A 23,847-nucleotide genomic window follows, 5' to 3' on the forward strand; every position below is an offset into this window, starting at 1 on the left:
CCATGTCGCCAGCAGACCCGGGACCAGCGGCACGCGCCGCTGTCCACCGGCGGGCGGTCGAGGCGGTGCGGTGGGGGATGCCGGCCGTCAACTACCAGATGATGTACGAGGCGTCCGCGCGGGCCGGCGGGCCCGGGGACAACCAGATCGTCTTCTGGCCGGGCCTGCTGGACTGGCACAACCAGACCCTCACGCCCAACCCCGACGTCATCTACGTGATGCCGTTCTTCACCACCCGGGAGGTCGGTCCGGTCGTGCTGGAGGTGCCGCCGGCCGGTGCCGAGGGCTCTCTCAACGGCAGCATCATGGACTACTGGCAGGTCGCCCTCGAGGACGTCGGGCCGGCCGGCGTCGACGGGGGCCGCGGCGGACGGTGTCTGATACTCCCGCCCGGCTTCGACGGCGAGGTGCCCGCGGGGTACATGCCGCTCCGCTCGGACACCTACCAGGGCTACGGGCTGATCCGCTCGGTCCTGAGGAGCGGCAGCGCGGCGGACATCGACCAGGCCGTCGCCTACGCCAGGCAGATCAGGCTGTACCCCCTCGCCGAGGCCGACGACCCACCGGAGACGGCCTGGGTCGACGCATCCGGTTCCGCGTTCGACGCGGCCATCCCCTACGACCTGCGGTTCTTCCAGGCCCTGGACCGGACCGTGCAGGCCGAACCGTTCCTGCACCGCGACCGGGTGATGATCGACCAGCTCCGCAGCATAGGGATCCGCCGGGGCACCCCGTTCGCGCCGGGGCCGGAGCTGGCGGAGACCCTCACCGCGGCCGCCGCGGACGCGCACACCTGGATCGACGCCGCGTACGAGGAGGTCTTCCGACCCTTCACGCCCACGGCCCGGTGGGCGCTGCCGGCCCTGCCCGAGCTGATCACCGCCACCGAGGCCGGCTTCGAGGAGCCCGACGCCTACCCCGTCGACGCCCGCGGGGTCGCCTACAGCTTCGCCTTCTTCAGCTCCAAGCACCTCGGCAAGGGGCAGTTCTACCTGATGACCATCGCCGACGCGGACGGGAAGGCCCTCGACGGCGCGAGCACCTACCGGCTCACCGTGCCCGCCGACGCACCGGTCACCCAGTACTGGTCGGTGACCGTCTACGACCGCGCCACCCACACCCTGATCCGCGACGTCCACCGAGCGGGCTGCTCGTCCCAGGCCGAGGACCTCACCGTCAACGACGACGGCTCCACCGACGTCCACTTCGGCCCGACCGCCCCGGCCGGTCCCGGGTCCAACTGGGTGCCCACCGATCCCGGCGGCCACTTCGAGGCCCTCTTCCGCTTCTACGGGCCGACCCCGTCGCTCTACGACCACACGTGGCGGCTGCCGGACATCGAGCAGACCCCGGACCACCGCCCCACGGGCTGACCGCCGTCCGGGGTCGGCCAGGATCTGGTCCGTGCGCGCAGTGGTGACCCGGGTGAGCCAGGCGTCGGTGACGGTCGACGGCGAGGTGGTGGGGGCCATCGGCGCCGGCCTGCTCGCGCTGGTCGGCGCCGGCCGGGACGACGACGCCGTCCGGGCCGGGACGCTGGCGCGGAAGGTGCACGAGCTGCGGGTGTTCCCCAGCGACGAGGGCGCCCGCTCGGTCGGTGACCTGGGGCTGGCCGTGCTGGTCGTCAGCCAGTTCACCCTCTACGCCGACACCCGCAAGGGCCGCCGCCCGTCGTGGGCCGACGCCGCTCCCGGCGAGCAGGCCGAGCCGCTGGTCGAGGAGGTCGTCGCCGAGCTGCGCCGGCGGGGCACCGAGGTGGCGACCGGACGGTTCGGCGCGAAGATGTCGGTCGCCTCGGTCAACGAGGGTCCGATGACCTTGCTGCTGGAGGTCTAGTCACCGTTCCGGGCGGGTACCACACCGTTGTCATTCGACCACTGACCGCCACGCCTGGACGTTGGCTGTGAGTTGCGCCGCCCTGGAACACGCCGCGCGTGCGGTCCGTTGCACACGACGTACCACACAGGACAGAACGGCTGGAGAGCCACCCAGGATCGATCCCGGGACGACGCTCTGACCGCCTCCATCCGGACGGGCCGGCCGCCGACGACGGCGCCGACGCATCCGGAACCCGAAGCAAGGACGAAGACTCACCGTGACCGTGCTGCAGTCCTCCCCCACCGACACCCTCGGAGTGCGCTCCCCGCGCCGCGCCCCGGACACCAGTGGCCTGGTGTCGACGGACCTGGTGCGCGTCTACCTCAACACCATCGGCAAGACCGCGCTGCTGACCGCCGAGCAGGAGGTCGAGCTGGCGAAGCGGATCGAGGCCGGCCTCTACGCCGACCGGCTGCTCAACGAGAAGCAGCTGACCCCGGCGCTCCAGCGCGACTACAAGCTCCTCGCCGCGGACGGCAAGGCGGCCAAGGCCCACCTGCTCGAGGCCAACCTGCGCCTGGTCGTCTCGGTGGCCAAGCGCTACACCGGCCACGGCATGACGTTCCTGGACCTCATCCAGGAGGGCAACGTCGGCCTGATCCGCGCCGTGGAGAAGTTCGACTACACCAAGGGCTTCAAGTTCTCCACCTACGCGACGTGGTGGATCCGGCAGGCCATCACCCGCGCCATGGCGGACTCCGGCCGCACCATCCGGCTGCCCGTCCACCTGGCCGAGCAGGTCAACAAGGTGGTCCGCACCCGGCGCCGGGTCCACCAGGAGCTGGAGCGGGAGCCCACCGCCGAGGAGCTCGGGCTCGAGCTGGACCTGACGCCCGAGCGGATCACCGAGCTGCTCGAGTACTCCCGCGACCTGGTCTCCCTCGACCAGACCGTCGGCGCCGACGAGGAGTCCCGCCTCGGTGACTTCATCGAGGACGCCGACGCCGCGGTCGCCGAGGACGCCGTCGCCTTCCAGATGATGAAGGGCGACGTCCGCAACGTCCTGGAGACGCTGGAGGACCGCGAGCGCGACGTGGTGATCATGCGCTTCGGTCTCGACGGCGAGCAGCCGCGGACCCTGGAGCAGATCGGCAAGCGCTTCGGCCTCTCCCGCGAGCGGGTCCGGCAGATCGAGCGCGAGACGATGACCAAGCTGCGCGACCCCCAGCGCGCCGACGCGCTGCGGGACTACCTGGGCTGACACCCGGCCTCCCCCGGGGCACAGGGCCCGCCACCTCTCGAGGTGGCGGGCCCTGCTCATGTCCCGGGCCGGAACATCCGGCGGGGGCCGGCGTCGATGCGGGCCGTGGGCGGGCCGACGCGGACCCCGGCGCCGGCGATGACCAGGGACCGGCCGCCGTGCCAGGCGTCCGCCGGCCCCACGATGACCGGCTCGAGGCTCAGCGAGAGGACCTCCGGCAGGTCGTCGGCGAGCCGGGCGACCCGCAGCAGCAGGTCCTCCAGGGCGGCGGAGTCCACCGGCGCGCTGCCGCGGTACCCGTCCAGCAGGGGCCAGGCCCGCGGCTCGCGCACCAGCTCGTGCGCGTCCAGGTCGGTCAGCGGCAGGGTGCGGTAGGCGCGGTCGCCGAGCAGGTCGGTGGCCACCCCGCCCACCCCGAAGCTGACCAGCGCGCCGAAGGACGGGTCGTCCACGATCTCCACGACGGTGCTCACCCCGGGTGCGGCCTGCTCCTGGACGATGACCGGGTCACCGGCCGGGATCGCGGCGTAGGCGGCGCGGACGTCGTCGGCGTCGGTGAGGTCGAACCGCATGCCGCCCAGGTCCCGGCGGTCCCGCAACCAGGGGGCGGTCGACTTCAGCACCACCGGGTAGCCGATCTCCTCGGCGGCCGCGACGGCCTGCTCGACGTCCTCGACCCGCCGGGTGCCGAGCATCGGCAGCCCGTAGGCGCCCAGCAGCGCCATCGTCTCGTCGTCGGTGAGCTGGCGGCCCTCCGGCGCCCCGGCGAGCGTGCCGGTGACCAGCGTCCGGGCGTCGTCCTCGGCGATGCCGTCCAGCTCCGGGACGACGCCCAGCGGCCGCCGCCGCCACCGGGCGTACTCGCTCATCTTCGCGAGCGCGATCACCGCTCGTTCCGGCGTGGAGAACGAGGGCACCGACCCGCGGCCCGGCATGCCGTCGGCGTCCCGCACGACCAGCTCGTCGGGGATGCCGTCGGTGGACAGGAAGTTGGCGACCAGCGGCTTGGACGCCCCGGCGGAGACCTCCCGCAGCACCCGGCCGAAGGGCTGCTCACCGCGCAGCAGCGGCGGCAGGAAGACGGCGACGACCGAGTCCACGCCGTCGTCGTCCAGGGCGGCCTGCAGCGCCAACCGGAAGTCCTCCGGGCGGGCCTGGGTGCCGATGTCGACCGGCCGCTCGTGGGCCAGCTGCAGCCCCTGCTCCAGCACGGCGTCGGCGACCAGCACCCCCATGGCGGTCGAGTTGCCGACGACGGCCACCCGGTCGCCGCCCGGCAGCGGCTGGTGAGCCAGCAGGGTGCCGACGTCGAACAGCTGCGCCAGGGTGTCGACCCGGATCACCCCGGCCGAGGCGAACAGCGCCGCCACGGACTGCTCGGGGACGGCGACGCTGGTGCCGGCCAGCCCCGCGGTCATGCTCACGTGCCGGCCGCTCTTGACCGCCACGACCGGCTTGGTGCGGCCGACACCGCGGGCCAGCCGGGCGAACTTGCGCGGGTTGCCGAAGCTCTCCAGGTGCAGCAGCACCACCTCGGTGCCCGGGTCGCTGGCCCAGTACTGCAGCAGGTCGTTGCCGCTGACGTCGGCCCGGTTGCCGGCGGAGACGAAGCTCGACAGCCCGATGCCCCGGCCGCGGGCCCGCTCGAGCAGCGCCACCCCCAGCGCACCGGACTGGGCGAAGAAGCCCACCCGCCCGCGGCCCGGGACGTCGGGCGCCAGGCTGGCGTTCAGCCGCACCGCCGGGTCGGTGTTCACGATGCCCAGGCAGTTGGGGCCGACCACCCGCATGCCCGACGCCCGCGCGGAGGCGACCAGCGCCCGCTCGGCGGCGAGGCCCTCCGGCCCGGTCTCGCCGAACCCGCCGGAGATGACCACCAGGCCGTGCACGTTCTTGCGCCGGCAGGCCTCCACCACGGCGGGCACCTCGTCGGCCGGCACGGCCAGCACCGCCAGGTCGACGTCGTCGGGGATCGACTCGATGTCGGCGTAGGCCGGGACGCCGCGGACGTGCCGCACCGTGGGGTTGACCGGGTAGATCGGGCCGTCGAAGCCGTACTCGAGCAGGTTGCCGAGCACCGCGTGGCCGACCTTCGCCGGGTCGTTGCTGGCACCGACCACGGCCACCGACCCGGGGTTGAGCAGCCGGCCGATGGAGCGGGACTCGCTGCGCTGCTCCCGCTCGTGCGCGACGGCCAGCGACTGCTCGGTGGGCGCGATCGGGAAGGTCAGGTGGACCACGCCGTCCTCGTAGGACCGCTTGGCCGAGTACCCGGCGTCGAGGAAGACCCGCACCATCTGGCTGTTCTGGCTGAGCACCTCGGCGACGAACCGGCTGATCCCGCGCTCCCGGGCGGCGGCGGCCAGGTGCTCGAGCAGCACCGACCCGAGCCCGCGCCGCTGGTGGGCGTCCTCGATGAGGAAGGCGACCTCGGCGTCGTCGGTGCCGGGGTAGCGGTCGTACCGGCCGACCCCGATCAGCCGGTCGCCGAGCAGGACGACGAAGGCGACCCGGGCGTCGTGGTCGACGTGGGTGAACCGGTGCAGGTCCTTGTCCGAGAGCCGCCGCATCGGCCCGAAGAAGCGGTAGTAGCGGGTCTGGTCGGAGCTGCGCTCCATCAGCCCGACGATGCCGTCGGCGTCCTCGGGGGTGATCGGCCGCAGGTGCACCGTCCCGCCGTCGGCGGCGACGACGTCGGCCTCCCAGTGCGGCGGTGCGGCGAGGCTAACGGGTGCGTCCTCGGTCCGGGGTCCGTCGTCAGTCACGAGGGTCGTCCGGGTCCAGTCCGAAGTACGGGAAGGAGGCGGTGCGGGTCCGGGTGATCGCGCGGTCGACCCGGTTCTCGGTGAAGGGGTCCCAGCGGTGGAAGCCGACGTACCCGCCCTCGGTCATGGTGGTCGGTGGTGGTGTCCGCAGCCCGCGGCTGCGGACGTCGTCCTGCCAGCTCTGCGGGATCTCCGTGGCCGGCGCCAGCCGGTCGCCGCTGGCCTCGGCGATCAGGTGGGTCCAGGCCCGCGGCACGCAGCGGACCAGGCCGTACCCGCCACCGCCCAGCGCGATCCAGCGGCCGTCGCAGACCTCGTGCGCGAGGTCGTGCACCGCCCGGTAGGACGCGCGTTGGCCGTCGACGGTGAGCCCGAGGTCGGCCAGCGGGTCCTCGTGGTGGGCGTCGCAGCCGCACTGGGTGACCAGGATCTCCGGCTGGAAGGCGCGCACCACGCTGGGCACCACCGCGGTGAACGCGCGCAGCCAGCCGGAGTCGTCGGTGCCGTTGGGCAGCGCCAGGTTGACCGCGCTGCCCAGCGCCTTCTCCGGGTGACCGGTCTCCTCCGGGAAGCCGGTGCCGGGGAACAACGTCAGCGGGGTCTGGTGGACGCTGACGGTCAGCACCCGCGGGTCGTCGTAGAAGGCAGCCTGGACGCCGTCGCCGTGGTGCACGTCCAGGTCGACGTAGGCGATGCGCTCCCAGCCCTGGCCGAGCAGCCAGGCGATGGCGACCGCCGCGTCGTTGAACACGCAGAACCCCGACGCCGCGTTGCGCATGGCGTGGTGCAGACCGCCGGCGATGTTGACCGCGTGCTGGGCCCGGCCGGTGGACACCAGCTCGGCGGCGCGCACGCTGCCGCCGGTGATCAGCGCGGCGGCGTCGTACATGCCCGGGAAGACCGGGTTGTCCGGCGTCCCGAGGCCGTGCCCGACGCCGTGCGGGTCCTCCGGTGCCCGGCGGACCGCCTCCAGGTAGCCCGGGTCGTGCACCAGGGTGAGGAGCTCCGGGCCGGCGGGGGTGGGTGTCACGACCTCCAGCCGGGGCCGGGCCAGCACCCCCAGCGAGTCGGCCAACCGGATGGTGAGGTCCAGCCGGACCGGGTGCATCGGGTGGTCACCGCCCATGGTGTAGCCCAGGAGCGAGTCGTCCCAGACGACGGCCACGGAGTCGCTCACGGGCACCTCCCGGCGTCGGCCGGGCGGGCCACCGGTGCTGCGGTGCTCGTCGTCGAGCGGGCCAGCTGGGTCACCGTCGCGACGCTACCGGTGGTGCACCGGCCCCGCGCCGGTGGAACGCGTCGGTCCTGATCCCCCCGGAGGGTGGACCTCGCCTCGTAGGATCGGGGTACCTGACGGAGGAGTGGACGTGAACGACCTCATCGACACCACGGAGATGTACCTCCGGACCATCTTCGAGCTCGAGGAAGAGGGCATCGTCCCGCTGCGCGCGCGGATCGCCGAGCGCCTGCACCAGAGCGGCCCGACGGTGAGCCAGACCGTCGCCCGGATGGAGCGCGACGGACTGCTGACCGTGCAGGGCGACCGGCACCTGCAGCTGTCCGACGAGGGCCGGGCGCTGGCCACCGCGGTCATGCGCAAGCACCGGCTGGCCGAGTGCCTGCTCGTCGACGTCATCGGCCTGGAGTACGCCGACGTCCACGAGGAGGCCTGCCGCTGGGAGCACGTGATGAGCGAGGCCGTCGAGCGGAAGCTGCTCAGCCTGCTGGGCAACCCGACGGTCTCCCCGTTCGGCAACCCGATCCCGGGGCTGGACGCGCTCGGCGGTGACACCTCGGCCGTGCTGGACGCGCTGACCCTGCTGTCGGTGACGGCGACCCCGGAGGGCCGGCAGGTCGTCATCCGGCGGATCAGCGAGCAGCTGCAGGAGGACGCGCCGCTGCTGCGCTCGCTGTCCGACCAGGGTGTCCGCCCCGGCTCGACGGTCACCGCCACGCTGGTCAACGGCACCGTGCTGGTCGACGGCGTCGCCGTGCAGCCCGGTGTGGCCCAGCACGTCTTCGTCAGCGCCGTCGACGAGGAGCTCACGCCGGCCGAGGCCGCCGAGTCCGCCGTCGGCGTGGGCTGAGGAGCCACCTGCGGCCGCTGCGCCCTCCGGGACCCGCCCCGGGTCGTTCGCCCTGCTCACGACCTGGTCACTAGGCTCGGGGACCACCCCGCCCGGACGCGCAGAGAGAAGGCACCGGTGAGCGACCCCGCGACCCCCGAGCAGACCCCTCCGCCCAGCCCGTTCCACCGGCTCTCGGACTTCGTCGCGCTGCCCCGGCTGGGCGGCCTGGCGCTGTCCCCGGATGGCAGCCGGCTGGTCACCTCGGTGGCCACCCTGGACGCCGAGGGGAAGAAGTGGCAGTCCGCGCTCTGGGAGGTCGACCCCACGGGGCAGCGGGACGCCCGCCGGCTGACCCGGGGTGCCGCCGGTGAGTCCGCACCGGTGTTCACCCCGGCCGGCGACCTGCTGTTCACCTCCGCCCGTCCCGACCCGGCGGCCAAGGCGGACGGGGAGCCGACGGGCTCGCTGTGGAGCCTGCCGGCCGACGGCGGTGAGGCGCGGCTGGTCCTGCGGCGCGCCAGCGGCATCTCGGGGGTGGTCGTCGCCCGGGACACCGGCGACGTCGCGGTCGTCGTGCCGACGATGCCCGGTGCGGCCGACGCCGAGGCGGACGAGCAGCGCCGGACGGCCCGCAAGGACGCCGGGGTCAGCGCCGTGCTGCACGAGAGCTACCCGGTGCGGTTCTGGGACCACGACCTGGGTCCGGCCGTCCCGCACGTGTTCTGGCTCGGTCAGCTGCCGGCCGAGGCCGCCCCCGGCAGTGAGTCGGAGACGCCGACCTGGCGCGACCTCACCCCGGACGCCGGCCCGCCGCTGGGCTCCGGTGACGACGTGGCCCTCTCCCCCGACGGCCGCTTCCTGGCCCGCGGCGAGGACGTGCCGGACGGGCCGGCGGGCCGGAGGTCCCGGCTGGTGCTCACCGAGGTGGCGTCCGGGGAGACCCGGGTGCTCCGCGACGACCCGCTGGCCGACGTGTACGCGCCGTCGTTCTCCCCCGACTCGACGCAGGTGGTCTGCGTCTCGGAGACCCAGTCGACCTTCGCCGAGCCCCCGGACTACACGCTGCTGGTCGTCGACGTGGCCACGGCGGGGTCCCGGGAGCTCACCGCCGGCTTCGACCGCTGGCCGAGCGCCCCGCAGTTCTCCGCCGACGGGGAGTCCGTGTTCTTCCTCGCCGACGACGACGGCCGGCACGCCGTCTTCCGGGTGGGGCTGGCCGGTGGCCCGCCGGTGCGGCTCACCGACCAGGGCGCCTACAGCGACGTGCAGGTGGCCCGCGACGGCAGCGCCCTCTACGCCCTGCGGTCGGGGTACGACACCCCGCCGGTGCCCGTCCGGCTGGACCCGCAGGCGACCGGGCAGGACCCGGCCCCGCTGCCCAACCCGGGCACCATCACCAGCTTTCCCGGCACCCTCCGCGAGCTGGACGCCACCGCTGCCGACGGCAGCCGGGTGCAGTCCTGGCTGGTGCTGCCCGAGGGCGCCGACGCCGGCTCCCCGGCCCCGCTGGTGCTGTGGATCCACGGCGGCCCGCTGATGAGCTGGAACTCCTGGTCCTGGCGCTGGACGCCGTGGGTGCTGGCCGCCCGTGGCTACGCGGTGCTGCTGCCCAACCCCGGCCTCTCGCAGGGCTTCGGGCAGGACTTCGTGCGCCGCGGCTGGGGCGCGTGGGGGGCCGAGCCCTACACCGACCTGATGAGCGCGGTGGACGCCGCCGTGGCGCTGCCCGAGGTCGACGGGACGCGGACCGCGGCGATGGGCGGCTCGTTCGGCGGCTACATGGCCAACTGGGTCGCCACCCAGACCGACCGGTTCGCCGCGATCGTCACCCACGCCAGCCTCTGGCACCTGGACAGCTTCGGTGGCACGACCGACTCGGCGTACTACTGGGAGCGGGAGTTCGGCGACCCCCTGACCGAGCCCAAGCGGTACGACCAGAACTCCCCGCACCGCTACGCGGACGCGATCCGGACGCCGATGCTGGTCATCCACGGCGACAAGGACTACCGCGTGCCGATCGGTGAGGGCCTGCGGCTCTGGTACGACCTGCAGAAGCGCGGGGTGCCCTCGCGGTTCCTCTACTTCCCCGACGAGAACCACTGGGTGCTCACCCCGGGCAACGCCGCGGTCTGGTACGAGACGGTGCTCGCGTTCCTCGCCGAGCACGTGCTCGGCGAGGAGTGGCGCCGGCCCGAGCTGCTCTGACCGGTCACCGGCGGGCACGGCTGGGTCCGCACGCGTCGCGGATCAGCCGGCGCACCTCGGCCGGCGGCAGGCAGGCGTCCAGCGCCGCGCGCAGCAGCACGGCGAAGGTGTAGGTCGGCTCGCTGGCCAGCGCGCGCTCGAGCGCGACGTTGGCCAGCGAGCCGTTGCCCCGCACCCAGGCGGTGACCGCCAGGAGGGTCGCCGGTGCTGCGGCCAGCGACCCCGGTGCCCGCCGGGTCAGGTCGGCCCACACCGCCTCCGCGGCGTCCGCCGAGCGCCCGAGCGCCAGGGTCAACGCGCGGTCGCGCACGTCGACGTCCCGCAGAGCCCAGGCGAGCCGGGCCACGTCCCGGTCCGACAGCCCCGCGCCCACCCCGGGTGCGGCGCCGGCCACGGCCGCCAGCACTGCTGCCCAGCTCTCCTCGGCGACGGCGTCCCAGCCCAGCTCGGCCGTCCGGCGGGCCAGCTGGTCCCCCACCTCGTCGCAGGCCCGGGCCATCCCCGCCGCCGCCAGGAAGCCGACCGGGGCGACCCGCCGGGCCAGCTCGGCCCGGTCCGCCTCGACCACCTGCCCGCTGACGACCGAGGCCACAGCCAGCGGGCTGGTGCCCCCGGGCAGCGGCGTGCCCGCCCCGGGCAGGCAGCAGGCCCCGCCGCAGTCGTAGGACCACCAGCGGCCGCCGCGGACCAGGAGGACCTGGCGCACGGGCACCTCGGCCGCGGTGAAGGCCAGCACGGCCTCCCCGAGCAGCGACCGGTGCGGCAGCTCCCCCGGTCCCGGACCGCCGTGCTCGTCGTCCTGCTCGCTGACCATCAGGAGCAGCACGGCCGCGGGCCGGTCGGTGAGCATCGAGCGGGCCAGCCCCCGCAGCACCGGGCGGGCGTGCGCGGCCGGCGGCAGGTCGATCCGGGCGGTGAGGCCGAACCGGCGGCCGCCCGGGCCGTGCAGGCTCACCGCGACGAGCGACTCACGCGGCGCGTAGCCGAGGAGGTGCGGCAGGGCGGCGGCCACCTCGCCGGGGTCGGAGAGGTGGACGGTGAACGGCGGGTCGGCATCGGGCATGGCGGCGACCCTGCTGCCGGCCGCCCCGCCGTGGAACCCGCCGGACGCGGTTGTGGACGGAGCCCGCGGTTGTGGACGGCCGGCAGCGGGCCGTCGGCTCCCGGGTGCACGGTCCGGGCATGCGCACCTCGTCCCCGTGCCGGCCCGCCCGTCAGTCCAGGGCGTCTGCCTGGTGCTCGTACGCCTGCTGCAGGAGGGCCCCGAAGGCAGCCGGATCGGTCGCGCCGGTCGGGTCGGTGGTGGTCAGGCTGACCAGCCGGTCGCCGTCCGCGACCATGCCCAGCAGCAGCGGCACGGTCACCAGCTGCCCGTCCGGGCCGGTCAGCGAGATCGTCATCGTCATCCCGGCCGACCCGTCGCCGAGGTCGGGCACGTCCAGCGCGGCGAAGGTCGCGGTCGCCGTCCCGATCGTCGGCGCGGTGATCGTCGCCTCCGGGCAGGTCTGCGCGGTCGAGGCGAGCTGGTCCAGGCCGTCGGTGACGCCGGGGCCCTCGGCGAGCACCTCGGCGGTGCCCGAGGAGCCGGCGGTGACGGTCTGGGCGCCGAGGCCGGTGAGGTCGTCGAGGCCGGGCTGCATCGACTTCACCGCCGGCGCGCACGCCTCCGGGGTGACGGTCACGTCCTGCAGCCCGCCCAGCCCGCCGAGCGAGGACTGCTGCTGCAGCTGGTCGGCGGTGACCGGCGTCGCCTGGGCACCGGCACCGAACGCCTCCGCGGGCAGCAGCCCGGCCGAGAGGTCCGCGACGTCGTCCGGCGCGCCGGTGCTCCCGCCGGACGAGGTGGCGGCACCGGCCGAGGAGGTGGGGGCCGGAGCCGCCGGCCCCTGCCCCGCCACCTCGTCGGAGCCGCAGCCGGCCAGCGCGGCGGCGGCGAGCAGCCCGGCGGTGAGCGACCCCGCCCGGCGGGAACGCGCCGTGCTCACGGCGTCGGCACCTCGTACTGCACCGCGGACCGCGCGGCCAGGTGGGGCGTCACGTGCTCGGCGATGACGGCCAGGTGCCGCTCGTCGGTGGCGTAGCCGCGGTAGGCCTCCTCATCGGGGAAGTCGGCCACCAGGGCGGTGTGCGCGTTGCCCTCCCGCAGGCCGAGGTCCGGGCCGATCGCGAAGGACGTCATCCCGCCCACCTCCTCCGGCAACCGGCGGAGGGCCGCGATCGTGGCGGCCCGGGTCGCGGGGTCGGTGTCCTCGGTCCAGGTGAAGAGCACGACGTGACGCAGCATGCCCGCACCCTGCCAGGCGGGCCGAGCAGCTGCCACGGCGCCCGGTCCGGCTCCGGGGGCGGGCGGACCGGCTCGTTAGAGTCCGGGCATGGGACGGTCGCTGCGGGTGGCACTGCTGTCCTACCGCAGCAAGCCGCACGGCGGTGGCCAGGGCGTCTACGTCCGCGCGCTGTCCCGGGAGCTGCGCGAGCTGGGGCACCGGGTCGAGGTGCTGAGCGGTCAGCCCTACCCGGAGCTCGACGACGGCGTGCCGCTGACCCGGGTGCCCAGCCTGGACCTCTACCGGGAACCGGACCCGTTCCGGACGCCGCGGCCCGGCGAGTTCCGCAGCCTCGTCGACGTGGCCGAGTGGGCCACCATGTGCACCGCCGGCTTCCCCGAGCCGCTCACCTTCACCCTGCGGGCGGCCCGGCTGCTCGGCCGCCGCACCGGCGAGTTCGACCTGGTGCACGACAACCAGTCCCTCGGCTACGGGCTGCTGCAGCTGCGCCGCCGCGGCCTGCCCACCGTGGCGACGGTCCACCACCCCATCGCCATCGACCGGGACCTCGAGCTGGCCGGGGCCGTCGGCCTGCGCCGGCGGCTCACGCTGCGGCGCTGGTACGCCTTCACCGCGATGCAGGCCCGGGTCGCGCAGCGGCTGGACGGCGTGACCACGGTGTCCGAGAGCTCCCGCCGCGACATCACCCGGCACATGGGCGTGCCCGCGGCCGACGTCGAGGTGATCCCGGTCGGGATCGACCCCGACGTCTTCCGGCCGCCGGCCGAGCCGGGCCGCCGGGAGCCGGCCAGCATCGTGGTGACGACCAGCGCCGACGTGCCGCTCAAGGGGCTGGTGCACCTTCTCGACGCGGTCGCCAAGCTGCGCACCGAGCGCGACGTCCGGCTGACGGTGGTCGGCACCGCCCGCCCCGGTGGGCCCGCGCACGCGGCGCTGGACCGGTTGGACCTCGGCGACGCGGTCCGGTTCACCGGGCCGGTGCCGACCGAGGAGCTGGTGCGGCTGCTGCAGACGGCCACGGTCGCCGCCGTCCCGTCGCTGTACGAGGGGTTCTCGCTGCCCGCGGTCGAGGCGATGGCCTGCGGGACCCCGCTGGTCACCACCGACGCCGGGGCGCTGCCGGAGGTGGTCGGCTCGCACGCCGGGGTGCAGGTCCCGGCCGGCGACGTCGACCGGCTCGCCGCGGCGCTGGAGCTGGTGCTCGACCACCCGTCGCTGCAGGAGCAGCTGGGCCGGGCCGGCCGCACCCGCGTGCTGGGCGCCTACACCTGGCGGCGCACCGCGGAGCGCACCGCGGACTGGTACGCCGAGGTGCTGGACCGCGCCACGACCACGGGCACCACGACGACAGGGAGCGCCGCGTGCTGACGGTCGACTACGACCTGCTCGACCTCCGGCCGGGCATGCGGCTGCTGGACCTGGGCTGCGGGGAGGGCCGGCACGCGTTCGAGGCCTACCGGCGCGGGGCCTCGGTGCTCGCCGTCGACTGGGGCCGGCAGGAGGTGGCCACCACCGCCGAGTGGCTGGGCGCCATCGCGGCCGCCGGTGAGGCCCCGGCCGGCGCGTCGGCGGGAACGGCCCGCGGCGACCTGCGGGCGCTCCCGGTGCCCGACGCCAGCGTCGACCGGGTGATCGCCTCCGAGGTGCTGGAGCACATCCCCGACGACCGGACGGCGCTGGCCGAGATCGCCCGGGTGCTCCGGCCGGGCGGCCGGGTGGCGATCAGCGTCCCCCGCTACGGGCCCGAGCGGATCTGCTGGGCGCTGTCGGACGACTACCACGCCAACGAGGGCGGCCACATCCGCATCTACCGGGGCGACCAGCTGTGGGAGCGGCTCGTCGGCGCCGGGCTGCAGCCGACCGACACCCACCACGCGCACGCCCTGCACGCGCCGTTCTGGTGGCTGAAGTGCGCGGTGGGCGTGGACCGGGACACCCCCGCCGTGCGGGCCTACCACCGGCTGCTGGTGTGGGACCTGGTCCGCCGGCCGTGGCTCACCCGCACCGCCGAGCGGCTGCTGGACCCGGTGCTGGGGAAGAGCTTCGTGATCTACGCCGACAAACCGGCGGTCCGGGTCGACGACGCCGCCACCGAGCCGGCCGGGGACCTCGCGCGTGCCTGACTCCCCGGACGCGCTCCCCGAGGTGCCCGGGGTGCTCACCGCCGACCAGGTCCGGCAGACCGTGACCGCCATCGCCGCCGAGCAGTCCTCAGACGGCGCGCTGCCCTGGTTCCGCGGTGGCCAGCTCGACGCCTGGGACGCGGTCGAGTCGGCGATGGCGCTGGACGTCGGTGGCCGGCACGACCGCGCCGCCGCCGCCTACGACTGGCTCGCCCGCCGGCAGCGCCCGGACGGCTCCTGGGCCGCCGAGTACCGGGACGGCGCCGTCACCGCCCCGGCGATCGAGAGCAACCACGCCGGCTACCTGGCCGTCGGCGTGTGGCACTCCTGGCTCTGCACCGGCGACGAGTCCCGGGTCGACCGGCTGTGGCCCACCGTCCGCCGCGCCCTGGACCTGGTGACCGCCATGCAGCTGCCCACCGGCGCGGTCAGCTGGGCGCTGCGACCCGACGGCACCCCCGACGGCACCGCGCTGCTCACCGGCAACGCCAGCCTGCACCAGGCGCTGCGCGCCGGCATCGCGCTGGCCGGTCTGGTCGGCGAGGAGCAGCCGGACTGGGACCTCGCCGCCGCCGACCTCGGCCGGGCGCTGGGCGAGCGGCCCGAGGCCTTCGCCGACCGGTCGCGGTACTCGATGGACTGGTACTACCCGGTGCTCGCCGGCGCGGTCACCGGCGCACCGGCCGAGGCCCGGCTCGCCGCGGGCTGGGACACCTTCGTCGTCCCCGGGCTCGGCGTCCGCTGCGTCGCCGACCGGCCGTGGGTGACCGGCGCGGAGACCTGCGAGCTGGCGCTCGCGCTGGCCGCCGCCGACCGGGTGGACGACGCCACCGAGCAGCTCGCCGCGATGCAGCACCTGCGCGCGGACGACGGCTCGTACTGGACCGGCCTGGTCTACGCCGACGACGCCCGCTGGCCGGTCGAGCGCACCACCTGGACCGCCGCCGCCGTGGTGCTCGCCGCCGACGCGATCGCCGGCACCGGCCCGGCCGCCGCGCTGTTCGCCGAACCGGCCGCGCTGGCCTGGCCGGCGCTGCGCGGAGTGCCCGACGCCACCCCCGGCGGACCGGTGGTGCGGGGTTGACCCGCGGGCAGACCGGGCAGGGTCCTGACGTGATCACACGCCCCCACCCACCGCTGTCCGCGGTGACCTGCGTGGTGGCCAGCCGCAACCGCCGCGCCGACCTGCTCGCCAGCCTCCCGCGGCACGAGGCGCACGTGGTCCTCGTCGACAACGCCTCCACCGACGGCACGGTCGAGGCGGTGCGCGCCGCCCACCCCGCCGTCACGGTCGTCCCGCTGGACCGCAACGCCGGTGCCGTCGCCCGCACGCTGGGCACCGCCCGCGCCGGCACCCCGTACGTCGCCTTCACCGACGACGACTCCTGGTGGGCGCCCGGTGACCTGGCCCGCGCCGTGGAGATCATGGAGGCCCACCCGCGGCTGGCCCTGCTGTCGGCCCGGATCCTGGTCGACCGCGAGGAGCAGCTCGACCCGGTCTGCACCGAGATGGCGGACAGCCCGCTGGGCACCGAGCCGGACCTGCCCGGGCCCTCGCTGCTGGGCTTCGTGGCCTGCGCCGCGCTGGTGCGCACCGAGGCGTTCACCGCCGTCGGCGGCTTTGACCCGGTGGTCCGCTTCCCCGGCGAGGAGGAGCGGCTCGCGCTGGACCTCGCCGCGGCCGGCTGGGGGCTGTCCTACGTCGACCGGGTCACCGTGCACCACCACCCGTCGACCTCCCGCGACGCACCGACCACCCGGCAGGCGGGCATCTGGCGCAGCCGGGTGCTCACCGCCCTGATGCGCTACCCGCTGCGCGACCTGGCCGGTCAGCTGGTCCGGGCCGCGCGGGCCGGCGTGCCCGGCTGGCGCGGGCTGGCCGGGGCGCTCCCCCGGGTCCCCGCGGCGCTGCGCCGCCGCCGGGTGCTGCCCCGGCACGTGATGGACGGCGTCCGGGTGCTGGCCCGATGACCAGCGAGCTCGCCGCCCCGCTCACCACCGGCACAGGGGTGGACCCGCGGGTCGCGGTCGTGGTGATCACCCACCAGCGGCGCGAGGAGCTGCTGCTGGCCCTCACCCGGCTGCGCGGGCTGCCCGAGCAGCCGCACGTCGTCGTCGTGGACAACGGCTCCACCGACGGCACCGCCGACGCCGTCCGCGCCGAGCACCCCTGGGTGGAGCTGATCGCCAGCCCCACCAACCTCGGCGCGGTCGGCAGGAACCTGGGCGTCGCCCGGCTGGACACCCCCTACGTCGCCTTCTGCGACGACGACACCTGGTGGGAGCCGGGGTCGCTGCGCACCGCGGCCGACACGTTCGACGCGCACCCGCGGCTGGCCGTGCTCACCGCGCGGATCCTGGTCGAGCCCGGGAGCACCGAGGACCCGATCGTCGCCGAGCTGCGCGACTCCCCCGTCGTCGGCGCCGACTGGCTGCCCGGCCCGGCGCTGGGCAGCTTCCTCGCCGGCGCCAGCGTGCTCCGCCGGGAGGCCTTCGACGAGGTCGGCGGCTTCAGCGAGCGGCTGTGGCTGGGTGGCGAGGAGGAGCTGATGGCCGGCGACCTCGCCGCGGCCGGCTGGGAGCTGTGCTACCTGCCCGCTCTCACCGTGCACCACCAGGCCAGCACCGCGCGGGACCCGCACAAGCGGCGGGCCGACGGCATCCGCAACACGCTGTGGACGACGTGGCTGCGCCGCCCGTTCCGGCCCGCCCTGCGCCGCACCGTGCACCTGCTCCGCACCGTCCCGCGCGACCGGGTGACCGCCCGCGGGCTGCTCGCCGCGGTCGGCGGGCTGCCCTGGGTCCTCCGCGAGCGCACCGTCCTCCCGCCGCACGCCGAGGCCCGGTTCGCCGCCCTCGAGCACGCCCAGCGCAGCTCCACCGCCCGCCGCTACGTCAGCTGATCAGCGAACCGGTCGGTCGCCGCGACCACGGCGGCGGACATGCTGCCGCCGCCGTGCCCCGCATCGCCCACCACCACCAGCTCGCTGCCCGGCCACGCCTGGTGCAGGCGCCAGGCCACGTCCAACGGGCCGCTGACGTCGTACCGGCCGTGCACCATCACGCCGGGGATGCCGGCCAGCCGGTCGACGTCGCGGAGCAGCTGGCCGTCGTCGAGGAAGCAGCCGTTGCCCCAGTAGTGCGTCACCAGCCGGGCGATCGCCAGCTGGCGGGCCGGCGGCATCACCGACATCCTCGGCGCGGCGCCCGGGGCCAGCGAGACATGGGTGTCCTCCCAGTCGCACCAGTCCTGGGCTGCCTTCGCCCGCACCGCTGGATCGGGGTCGTGCAGCAGCCGGCTGTAGGCCGCGGCGAGGTCACCGTCCCGGTCCTGCTCGGGGACGCCGGCCCGGAACCGGTCCCACTCCCGAGGGAAGACCCGGCCCATGTCCCGGGTGATCCAGTCCAGCAGCCACCGGTCAGGGCTGGTGATGGCGAGCAGCACCAGTTCGCTGACCCGTGCCGGGAACGCCTCGGCGTAGGCCAGCCCGAGGGTCACCCCCCACGACCCGCCAGAGACCAGCCACCGGTCGATGCCCAGGTGCTCGCGCAGCCGCTCCAGGTCGCGCAGCAGGTGCGGCGTGGTGTTGGCCGACAGGTCCACCTCGGGTTCCCCGGCCCACGGCGTGCTACGGCCGGCGTTCCGCTGGTCGAACAGCACGATCCGGTAGCGCGCCGGGTCGAAGGACCGACGGCTGTCCGGGGTGCAGCCCGACCCCGGGCCGCCGTGCAGCACCACCGCGGGTTTCCCCGCCGGGTTGCCGCACACCTCCCAGTAGAGGGAGTGCCCGTCGCCCACGTCGAGCCGACCGGTCTCGTACGGATCGATCGGCGGGTACATCAGCGGGCGCAGTCGATGCAGGTGCGCGTGTGCGGCCGGGCGGCGAGCCGCTCCGCGGCGATGGGCAGCCCGCAGTCGGCGCAGCGGCCGTAGTCCCCGGCCGCGGCGCGGGCCAGCGCCGCGTCGACGTCGGCCAGCCGCTGCCGGGCCTGCTCGAGCAGGGCGGCCAGCTGCTGCCGCTCGAAGGCGATCGTCGCGCCCTCGGGGTCGTGCTCGTCGTCGGCGTTGGAGGACGCCGACGCCGCCACCACCTCGTCGAACTCCGCGGTGAGCGCCGCGATCTGGGCGAGGGTGCCCGCCCGGGTGCGGGCCAGGTCGTCGACTGCGGTCACGCCCCCATCGTGCCCGTCAGCGGCCGTCAGCCGGTGTCAGCCGTCCGTCGCCGCGATGTCAGCGCGACCGCCGAACCTCTCTCCTGGCAACCACCCCACGTCCAGGAGGACCGATGGAGAACACGATCGAGGCCACCGGCCTCGAGCTCAGCTACGGCGCGACCCGGGCGCTGGCCGGGGTCGACCTGTCCGCGTCGGCCGGCACGGTGCTCGGCGTCCTCGGCCCGAACGGCGCCGGCAAGACCACCGCGGTGCGGGTGCTGGCCACCCTGCTGCGCGCCGACTCGGGCACGGCCCGGATCTGCGGCCACGACGTCGCCACCGAACCGGACCGGGTGCGCGAGCTGATCGGCCTGACCGGTCAGTACGCCTCGGTCGACGAGGACCTCACCGGCCGGCAGAACCTGGTCATGATCGGCCGGCTGCTGGGGCTCTCCCGCCCCGAGGCGCACGCCCGGGCCACCGAGCTGCTGGCCCGGTTCAGCCTCACCGACGCCGGCGGCCGGTCGGCGAAGACCTACTCCGGCGGCATGCGCCGCCGGCTGGACCTGGCCGCGAGCCTGGTCAACCGGCCGCGGGTGCTCTTCCTCGACGAGCCGACCACCGGGCTGGACCCGCGCAGCCGCAACGAGGTCTGGGACACCGTCCGCGGCCTGGTCGACGACGGCACCACCGTGCTGCTGACCACCCAGTACCTGGAGGAGGCCGACGAGCTGGCCGACGACATCGTGGTCTTCGACGAGGGCACCGTCGTCGCCCGCGGCACCAGCGACGAGCTCAAGCAGCGCACCGGCGCGCAGACGCTGACCGTCCGCCCCCGCGACCGGGCCGACCTGCCCCGCGTCCTCGCCGTGCTGGAGCAGGTCACCGGCGCGGTCCCGAGCACCGACGCCCGCGGCACCTCCTCGGTGCCGGTGCCCAGCGAGGCGCTGCTCAGCGCGGTCCTCGACCGGCTCACCGGCCAGGGCATCGGCGTCTCCGAGCTCGCCGTCCGGCTGCCCAGCCTGGACGACGTCTTCTTCGCCCTCACCGGCCACGGCACCGAGGACCCCACCCCCACCGACACCCGACAGGAGGCCCTGGCATGACCACCGCCACCGCCGCACCCCCCAGCACCGCCCCCCACCCGGCCGACCGGGCTGCCCGGTCCTCGGCGCTGCAGCAGTCGCTCACGCTGGCCTGGCGCAACGTGGTGAAGATCCGCCACCAGCCCGAGGCGCTGATGGACGTCAGCCTGCAGCCGATCATCTTCACGGTGCTGTTCGTGTTCGTCTTCGGCGGCGCGATCGCCGGCGACTGGCACGACTACCTCACCTACCTGGTGCCCGGCATCCTGGTGCAGACGCTGATGTTCGCCACCGGCGGCATCGGCGTGGCGCTGAACAACGACATCACCAAGGGCGTCTTCGACCGGTTCCGCAGCCTGCCGATCGCCCGGTCCGCGCCGCTCGTCGGCGCGGTGTTCGCCGACGTCGTCCGGTACCTCACCTCGATCGTGGTGCTGCTGGCCTTCGCCTCGGCGCTGGGCTTCCGGACCACGCAGGGGCTGCCGAAGGCCGCCCTGGCCGTGCTCGTGGGCATCGGCTTCGCCATGTGCCTGTCCTGGGTGTTCGTCTGGATCGGGCTCACGGTCCGCTCGGCCGGGGCCGTGCAGGGCGTCGGGTTCCTGGCGACCTTCCCGCTGACCTTCGGCAGCACGGCCCTGGTGCAGGCCGACACGCTGCCCGGCTGGCTGCAGGCCTTCACCCGGAACAACCCGGTCACCCACCTGATCGACACCGTCCGCGGGCTGCTGCTCGGCGGTCCGGTGGCCGAGCCGCTGGCCTGGACGGCGGGCTGGGCGGCGCTGCTGCTGGTGGTCTTCGTGCCGCTGGCGATGCGGGCCTACCGCCGCCGGGTCTGACCCCCGCCGGCCGGCATCGGGGTCGCCGCCCAGCCCCGGCTGGCGTCGACCCCCAGCCGGCCGAGCACCTCCGCGCGCGGGACGGCCTCGCCGGCGGCCCGCAGCCGCTCGTACTCCGCCTCGCCCAGCTCGACCCGCAGCCGCCACTCGGTGGCCGCGGCACCCAGGTCACCCCGGTCACGCCGGCCGCGGACCGCCGCCGACCTGCCCAGCAGGTCGGCGGCCCGCTGCGGGTCGCCCTCCACGAGGGCGACCGCGGCCATCGCCTGGACGACGGTGGCCGTGACCGGCATGTCGCCGGCGTCCTCCGCGGCCTGCTGCAGCGCCGTGTCCAGCCACCGGCGGGCCCGGTCGAGCAGCTCCGGCGCGGCGTCCGGCTCGGCCTCGGCCCGGGCGGCCAGCACCGCCGCGGCCCCGGCCCGGACCACCGCGGCGATCTGCGGCGGGCCACCGCTGGCGGCCCGGACGTGGTCCAGCGCCTGGCGGTGCCACCGCTCGGCGTCGTCCAGCCGGCCGGCGAGCAGGGCGAAACCGCCGGCCGCGGCCTCGGCCATCGCCACGTGCAGGCCGCCGCCCTCGGGGCCCAGCTCGGCGAGCACCGCGGACGCCTCCGCCTCCGCGCGCGGGAGGTCCCCGGCCAGCGCGTGCGCCAGCGCCAGCCGGATCCGCAGCATCGGGGTGTCGTCGGTGGTGCCCAGCTGCTCGGAGAGCTCGATCGCCTCGGTCAGCCAGGCGATCGCGGCCTCGCCGTCGCCGTCGGCGGAGCTCAGCTGGCTCAGCGCGGCCGCGGTGAAGGACCGGCCCCACCGGTCGCCGAGCTGCTCGAACTCGGCGTGCGCCTGCCGCAGGTCCACCTCCAGCCCGTCGAGCTCGCCGATGTTCTCCGCCACCTGCGCGCGGATGCCGTGCGCGGCGGCCACCACCCAGGGGTCCGGGTGGTCCTCCAGCAGCGCCAGCCCCGCCACCGAGCGGAAGCCGCCCACGAAGACCATGGCGATCGCCCAGGCCAGCGCCCCGAGCGGCTCGTCGGAGAGGTAGGTGTCCTCGGGCGGGAGGTCGCCGACCCGCCGCAGCGCCGGCAGCGTGGCCTGCCAGTCCTCGCCCTCGGCCCGGCCCATGGCGCTGAAGGCCGAGCACATCGCCCGCATCGCCGGTGCGCCGCCGGGCACGGCGACCGCCTCCCGCAGCCAGCGCCCGGCGGCCAGCTGGCGGCCGGTGAGCAGCCAGTACCAGGCCAGCCGGGCGCCGAGGTGCACGGCCACCTCGCCGTCCTCCGCCGCGATCGCCCGCTGCAGGACGGCGAGCAGGCCGTCGTGCTCGGCGTGCATGCGCCGCAGCGCGACCAGCTGGCCCGCGCCGCGCAGCTGGGGGTCCAGCTCGTCGACCAGGGCGAGGCACCAGGCGGCCTGCGCGGCCTCGACCTCGGCCCGCTCCCCCGCGGCGGTGAGCTGCTCGGCGCCGTACGCCCGGATCGTCTCCAGCATCCGGTACCGCACGCCGTCGGCGTCCTCCACCGCCAGCAGCATCGACTTCTCGACCAGCCCGGTCACCGCGTCCAGCACCTCGCCGGGGCCCCAGCCGCGGTCGGCGCAGACCTGCTCGACCGCGTCCAGGGTGGCGCCGCCGGCGAACACCGACAGCCGCCGGGCGACGGCCTGCTCGCGGTCGTCGAGGGCCTCCCAGCTCCACTCCACGACGGCGCGCAGCGTCTGGTGCCGGGGCAGGGCCACCCGGCTGCCGCCGGTGAGCAGCGAGAACCGGTCGTCGAGCCGGGCGGCGATCTGGGCGATGCCCAGCGAGCGCAGCCGGGCCGCGGCCAGCTCCAGCGCCAGCGGCATGCCGTCCAGCCGGCGGCACACCTCCAGGACGGCGGGGAGCGTGGCGGCGGTGACCGCGAAGTCCGGCCGCACCGCGGCGGCCCGGTCGGCGAACAGCCGGACCACCGGGGCCGTGGCGGCCGCCTCGTCGTCGTCCGCGGGCACCGCCAGCGGCCCGACCAGGACCACCGCCTCCCCCGGCACACCCAGCGGCTCCCGGCTGGTGGCGAGCACCTGGAGGCCGGGGCAGTGCGCGAGCAGGTCGTCGGCGAGCTGGGCGACCGCCCCGACCAGGTGCTCGCAGTTGTCCAGCACGAGCAGCGCGCGCCGCCCGGTGAAGGTCTCCTGCAGCCGGGCGCTCGCCTCGACCAGCGTGGGGACCCGCTCCAGCGAGGTGCCCTCGCGCTGGCCGACCGCGGCGAGCACGGCCGCCGGCAGCAGCCCGGCGTCGGCGACCGGCGCCAGCTCGACCCACCAGACGTGGTCGGCGACCGCGTCCCGCCGGCGGTGCGCCGCCTCCAGGGCCAGCCGGGTCTTCCCGGCCCCGCCCGGACCGAGCAGGGTGACCAGCCGGCCGCCGTCGAGCAGCGCGGCCACCGCGGTCAGCTCGTCCTCCCGGCCGCGGAAGCTGGTCAGCGGCGTGCGCAGCGGGCTGCCGTCGCGGGACGCGGCCGGGGCGGCGCCCTCGCCGCGCAGCACCGCGAGGTGCTCGGCCTGCAGCGCCGGGGACGGGTCCAGGCCGAGGGAGTCGGCCAGCTCGGCCCGGCAGCGCTCGTAGGCGGCCAGCGCCTCCGCGGTGCGGCCCAGCCGGGCCAGCGCCCGCACCAGCAGCAGGCAGAACGGCTCGCGCAGCGGGTGCGCGGCGACCAGCTCCTCGAGCTCGGCCAGCACCGCCCCCGCCTGGCCTAGCTCGAGCCCGGCGGCCAGCCGGAGCTCGGCGGCGGTGAGCCGCAGGTCGTCCCAGCGGGTGGCCAGCGGCGCGCCGAACGCCAGCGTGCGCAGGTCGGCCAGCGCCGGACCGCGCCAGAGCGCCTCGGCCTCGCCGAGCAGCGCTCCCACCCGCTCGGGGGCGCGCTCGCCGCGGGCCCGGGCGACCAGCGCCTCGAACCGGTGCACGTCGACGGCGTCGGCCGGCACGTCCAGCAGGTAGCCGTGCGCCTGCGCCCGCAGCGGCGCTCCCGGCAGCGTCCGCCGGAGCCGGGAGACCAGCGCCTGCACGGCGTTGCCGGGTGCGGCGGGCGGGTCGGCGTCCCAGACCGCCTCGATCAGCGTGTCCAGGCCGACGACCCGGCCGGGCGCGACGGCCAGCCGGGCCAGCAGCGCCCGGGCCCGCGGGCCGCCGACGTCGACCGGCCGCCCGTCGCCGTCGACCACGGCGACCGGGCCGAGCAGGCAGATGCGGACGGGCACGGCGCCATCGTCCCCCAC

The 23,847-nt window shown here is 75.7% G+C and carries 20 protein-coding genes; 12 read left to right on the forward strand and 8 right to left on the reverse strand.

All coding sequences use genetic code 11. The annotated features are described in order from the left end of the window. Positions 1 to 2: 2 nt before the first annotated feature. From MODMU_RS18675 to sigB, 3 genes are all read left to right on the forward strand, one after another. Entirely contained in the window at positions 3 to 1,373 is a 1,371-nt protein-coding gene (locus MODMU_RS18675; RefSeq protein WP_014741929.1) for a DUF1214 domain-containing protein, read from the forward strand. A gap of 31 nt (positions 1,374 to 1,404) precedes the next feature. Then, on the forward strand, positions 1,405 to 1,836 hold the full coding sequence (gene dtd, locus MODMU_RS18680; RefSeq protein WP_041795438.1) for a D-aminoacyl-tRNA deacylase: 432 nt from the start codon (positions 1,405 to 1,407) through the stop codon (positions 1,834 to 1,836). 259 nt (positions 1,837 to 2,095) lie between these two features. Further along, on the forward strand, positions 2,096 to 3,079 hold the full coding sequence (gene sigB / locus MODMU_RS18685) for an RNA polymerase sigma factor SigB (RefSeq protein WP_014741931.1): 984 nt from the start codon (positions 2,096 to 2,098) through the stop codon (positions 3,077 to 3,079). A 56-nt stretch (positions 3,080 to 3,135) separates the two neighbouring features. Here sigB and MODMU_RS18690 read toward each other — a convergent pair whose 3' ends face one another. Both MODMU_RS18690 and MODMU_RS18695 read right to left on the reverse strand, forming a co-directional pair. Next, the gene (locus tag MODMU_RS18690) at positions 3,136 to 5,844 is read right to left on the reverse strand and encodes a bifunctional acetate--CoA ligase family protein/GNAT family N-acetyltransferase (protein ID WP_014741932.1); all 2,709 of its coding nucleotides are present in this window, start codon (positions 5,842 to 5,844) and stop codon (positions 3,136 to 3,138) included. Continuing rightward, a complete protein-coding gene (locus tag MODMU_RS18695; protein WP_014741933.1) occupies positions 5,837 to 7,021 on the reverse strand; it encodes an acetoin utilization protein AcuC in 1,185 nt (394 codons plus the stop codon). The genes MODMU_RS18690 and MODMU_RS18695 overlap by 8 nt, the downstream gene beginning before the upstream one ends. 190 nt (positions 7,022 to 7,211) lie before the next feature. On the opposite strand from MODMU_RS18695, the gene MODMU_RS18700 reads away from it, so the two are divergent. Both MODMU_RS18700 and MODMU_RS18705 read left to right on the forward strand, forming a co-directional pair. Continuing rightward, positions 7,212 to 7,931, forward strand: coding sequence for an iron-dependent transcriptional repressor DtxR (locus MODMU_RS18700; protein WP_041795440.1), 720 nt, complete (start codon positions 7,212 to 7,214; stop codon positions 7,929 to 7,931). 117 nt (positions 7,932 to 8,048) lie between these two features. Then, positions 8,049 to 10,118 carry a S9 family peptidase gene (locus MODMU_RS18705; RefSeq protein ID WP_014741935.1) on the forward strand — a complete coding sequence of 690 codons (2,070 nt, stop codon included), beginning with the start codon at positions 8,049 to 8,051 and terminating at the stop codon, positions 10,116 to 10,118. Between the two features lie 4 nt (positions 10,119 to 10,122). Here the strand turns inward: MODMU_RS18705 and MODMU_RS18710 are convergent, their stop codons facing one another. From MODMU_RS18710 to MODMU_RS18720, 3 genes are all read right to left on the reverse strand, one after another. Then, complete coding sequence (locus tag MODMU_RS18710) at positions 10,123 to 11,181, reverse strand: DUF4192 domain-containing protein (protein ID WP_014741936.1); 1,059 nt, start codon at positions 11,179 to 11,181, stop codon at positions 10,123 to 10,125. A 151-nt stretch (positions 11,182 to 11,332) separates the two neighbouring features. Continuing rightward, positions 11,333 to 12,103, reverse strand: coding sequence for a hypothetical protein (locus MODMU_RS18715; RefSeq protein WP_014741937.1), 771 nt, complete (start codon positions 12,101 to 12,103; stop codon positions 11,333 to 11,335). After that, positions 12,100 to 12,402, reverse strand: a complete 303-nt coding sequence (locus MODMU_RS18720; RefSeq protein ID WP_014741938.1) for a Dabb family protein — start codon at positions 12,400 to 12,402, stop codon at positions 12,100 to 12,102. Before MODMU_RS18720 ends, MODMU_RS18715 begins: the two co-directional genes overlap by 4 nt. Positions 12,403 to 12,490: 88 nt before the next feature. Between MODMU_RS18720 and MODMU_RS18725 the strand changes: the two genes are divergently transcribed. Genes MODMU_RS18725 through MODMU_RS18745 form a run of 5 tightly spaced genes read left to right on the forward strand, consistent with a single transcriptional unit; the run spans position 12,491 to position 17,429 of the window. Then, positions 12,491 to 13,771 carry a glycosyltransferase family 4 protein gene (locus MODMU_RS18725; RefSeq protein ID WP_014741939.1) on the forward strand — a complete coding sequence of 427 codons (1,281 nt, stop codon included), beginning with the start codon at positions 12,491 to 12,493 and terminating at the stop codon, positions 13,769 to 13,771. Continuing rightward, entirely contained in the window at positions 13,765 to 14,526 is a 762-nt protein-coding gene (locus MODMU_RS18730; protein ID WP_014741940.1) for a class I SAM-dependent methyltransferase, read from the forward strand. The genes MODMU_RS18725 and MODMU_RS18730 overlap by 7 nt, the downstream gene beginning before the upstream one ends. Further along, positions 14,519 to 15,610, forward strand: coding sequence for a prenyltransferase/squalene oxidase repeat-containing protein (locus MODMU_RS18735; protein WP_014741941.1), 1,092 nt, complete (start codon positions 14,519 to 14,521; stop codon positions 15,608 to 15,610). The genes MODMU_RS18730 and MODMU_RS18735 overlap by 8 nt, the downstream gene beginning before the upstream one ends. 29 nt (positions 15,611 to 15,639) lie before the next feature. Further along, on the forward strand, positions 15,640 to 16,497 hold the full coding sequence (locus tag MODMU_RS18740) for a glycosyltransferase family 2 protein (protein WP_041795442.1): 858 nt from the start codon (positions 15,640 to 15,642) through the stop codon (positions 16,495 to 16,497). After that, positions 16,494 to 17,429 (forward strand): glycosyltransferase family 2 protein, encoded by a 936-nt coding sequence (locus tag MODMU_RS18745; protein ID WP_014741943.1) that lies wholly within the window; start codon positions 16,494 to 16,496, stop codon positions 17,427 to 17,429. The genes MODMU_RS18740 and MODMU_RS18745 overlap by 4 nt, the downstream gene beginning before the upstream one ends. On the opposite strand, the gene pip is transcribed toward MODMU_RS18745, so the two are convergent. Together pip and MODMU_RS18755 are read right to left on the reverse strand one after the other, a co-directional pair. Continuing rightward, entirely contained in the window at positions 17,417 to 18,367 is a 951-nt protein-coding gene (gene pip, locus MODMU_RS18750; RefSeq protein WP_014741944.1) for a prolyl aminopeptidase, read from the reverse strand. The two genes, MODMU_RS18745 and pip, sit on opposite strands and share 13 nt — an antisense overlap. Further along, complete coding sequence (locus MODMU_RS18755; RefSeq protein ID WP_014741945.1) at positions 18,367 to 18,699, reverse strand: TraR/DksA family transcriptional regulator; 333 nt, start codon at positions 18,697 to 18,699, stop codon at positions 18,367 to 18,369. The genes pip and MODMU_RS18755 overlap by 1 nt, the downstream gene beginning before the upstream one ends. A 113-nt stretch (positions 18,700 to 18,812) precedes the next feature. Here MODMU_RS18755 and MODMU_RS18760 point away from each other — a divergent pair, with 113 nt between their 5' ends. Together MODMU_RS18760 and MODMU_RS18765 are read left to right on the forward strand one after the other, a co-directional pair. Further along, complete coding sequence (locus MODMU_RS18760) at positions 18,813 to 19,787, forward strand: daunorubicin resistance protein DrrA family ABC transporter ATP-binding protein (RefSeq protein ID WP_014741946.1); 975 nt, start codon at positions 18,813 to 18,815, stop codon at positions 19,785 to 19,787. Further along, complete coding sequence (locus MODMU_RS18765; RefSeq protein WP_014741947.1) at positions 19,784 to 20,602, forward strand: ABC transporter permease; 819 nt, start codon at positions 19,784 to 19,786, stop codon at positions 20,600 to 20,602. The genes MODMU_RS18760 and MODMU_RS18765 overlap by 4 nt, the downstream gene beginning before the upstream one ends. On the opposite strand, the gene MODMU_RS30115 is transcribed toward MODMU_RS18765, so the two are convergent. Continuing rightward, positions 20,584 to 23,829, reverse strand: a complete 3,246-nt coding sequence (locus MODMU_RS30115) for an AfsR/SARP family transcriptional regulator (RefSeq protein WP_014741948.1) — start codon at positions 23,827 to 23,829, stop codon at positions 20,584 to 20,586. The two genes, MODMU_RS18765 and MODMU_RS30115, sit on opposite strands and share 19 nt — an antisense overlap. Positions 23,830 to 23,847 lie beyond the last annotated feature (18 nt).

The sequence above is a fragment of the Modestobacter italicus genome, assembly GCF_000306785.1.
GTDB lineage: Bacteria > Actinomycetota > Actinomycetes > Mycobacteriales > Geodermatophilaceae > Modestobacter > Modestobacter italicus.

Coding starts and splice junctions, on each gene's coding strand:
- MODMU_RS18675 (WP_014741929.1), top strand. CDS start 3: ATGTCGCCAGCAGACCCGGGACCAGCGGCACGCGCCGCTGTCCACCGG.
- MODMU_RS18710 (WP_014741936.1), bottom strand. CDS start 11,181: ATGCCCGATGCCGACCCGCCGTTCACCGTCCACCTCTCCGACCCCGGC.
- MODMU_RS18720 (WP_014741938.1), bottom strand. CDS start 12,402: ATGCTGCGTCACGTCGTGCTCTTCACCTGGACCGAGGACACCGACCCC.
- MODMU_RS18725 (WP_014741939.1), top strand. CDS start 12,491: ATGGGACGGTCGCTGCGGGTGGCACTGCTGTCCTACCGCAGCAAGCCG.
- MODMU_RS18745 (WP_014741943.1), top strand. CDS start 16,494: ATGACCAGCGAGCTCGCCGCCCCGCTCACCACCGGCACAGGGGTGGAC.
- pip (WP_014741944.1), bottom strand. CDS start 18,367: ATGTACCCGCCGATCGATCCGTACGAGACCGGTCGGCTCGACGTGGGC.
- MODMU_RS18760 (WP_014741946.1), top strand. CDS start 18,813: ATGGAGAACACGATCGAGGCCACCGGCCTCGAGCTCAGCTACGGCGCG.
- MODMU_RS18765 (WP_014741947.1), top strand. CDS start 19,784: ATGACCACCGCCACCGCCGCACCCCCCAGCACCGCCCCCCACCCGGCC.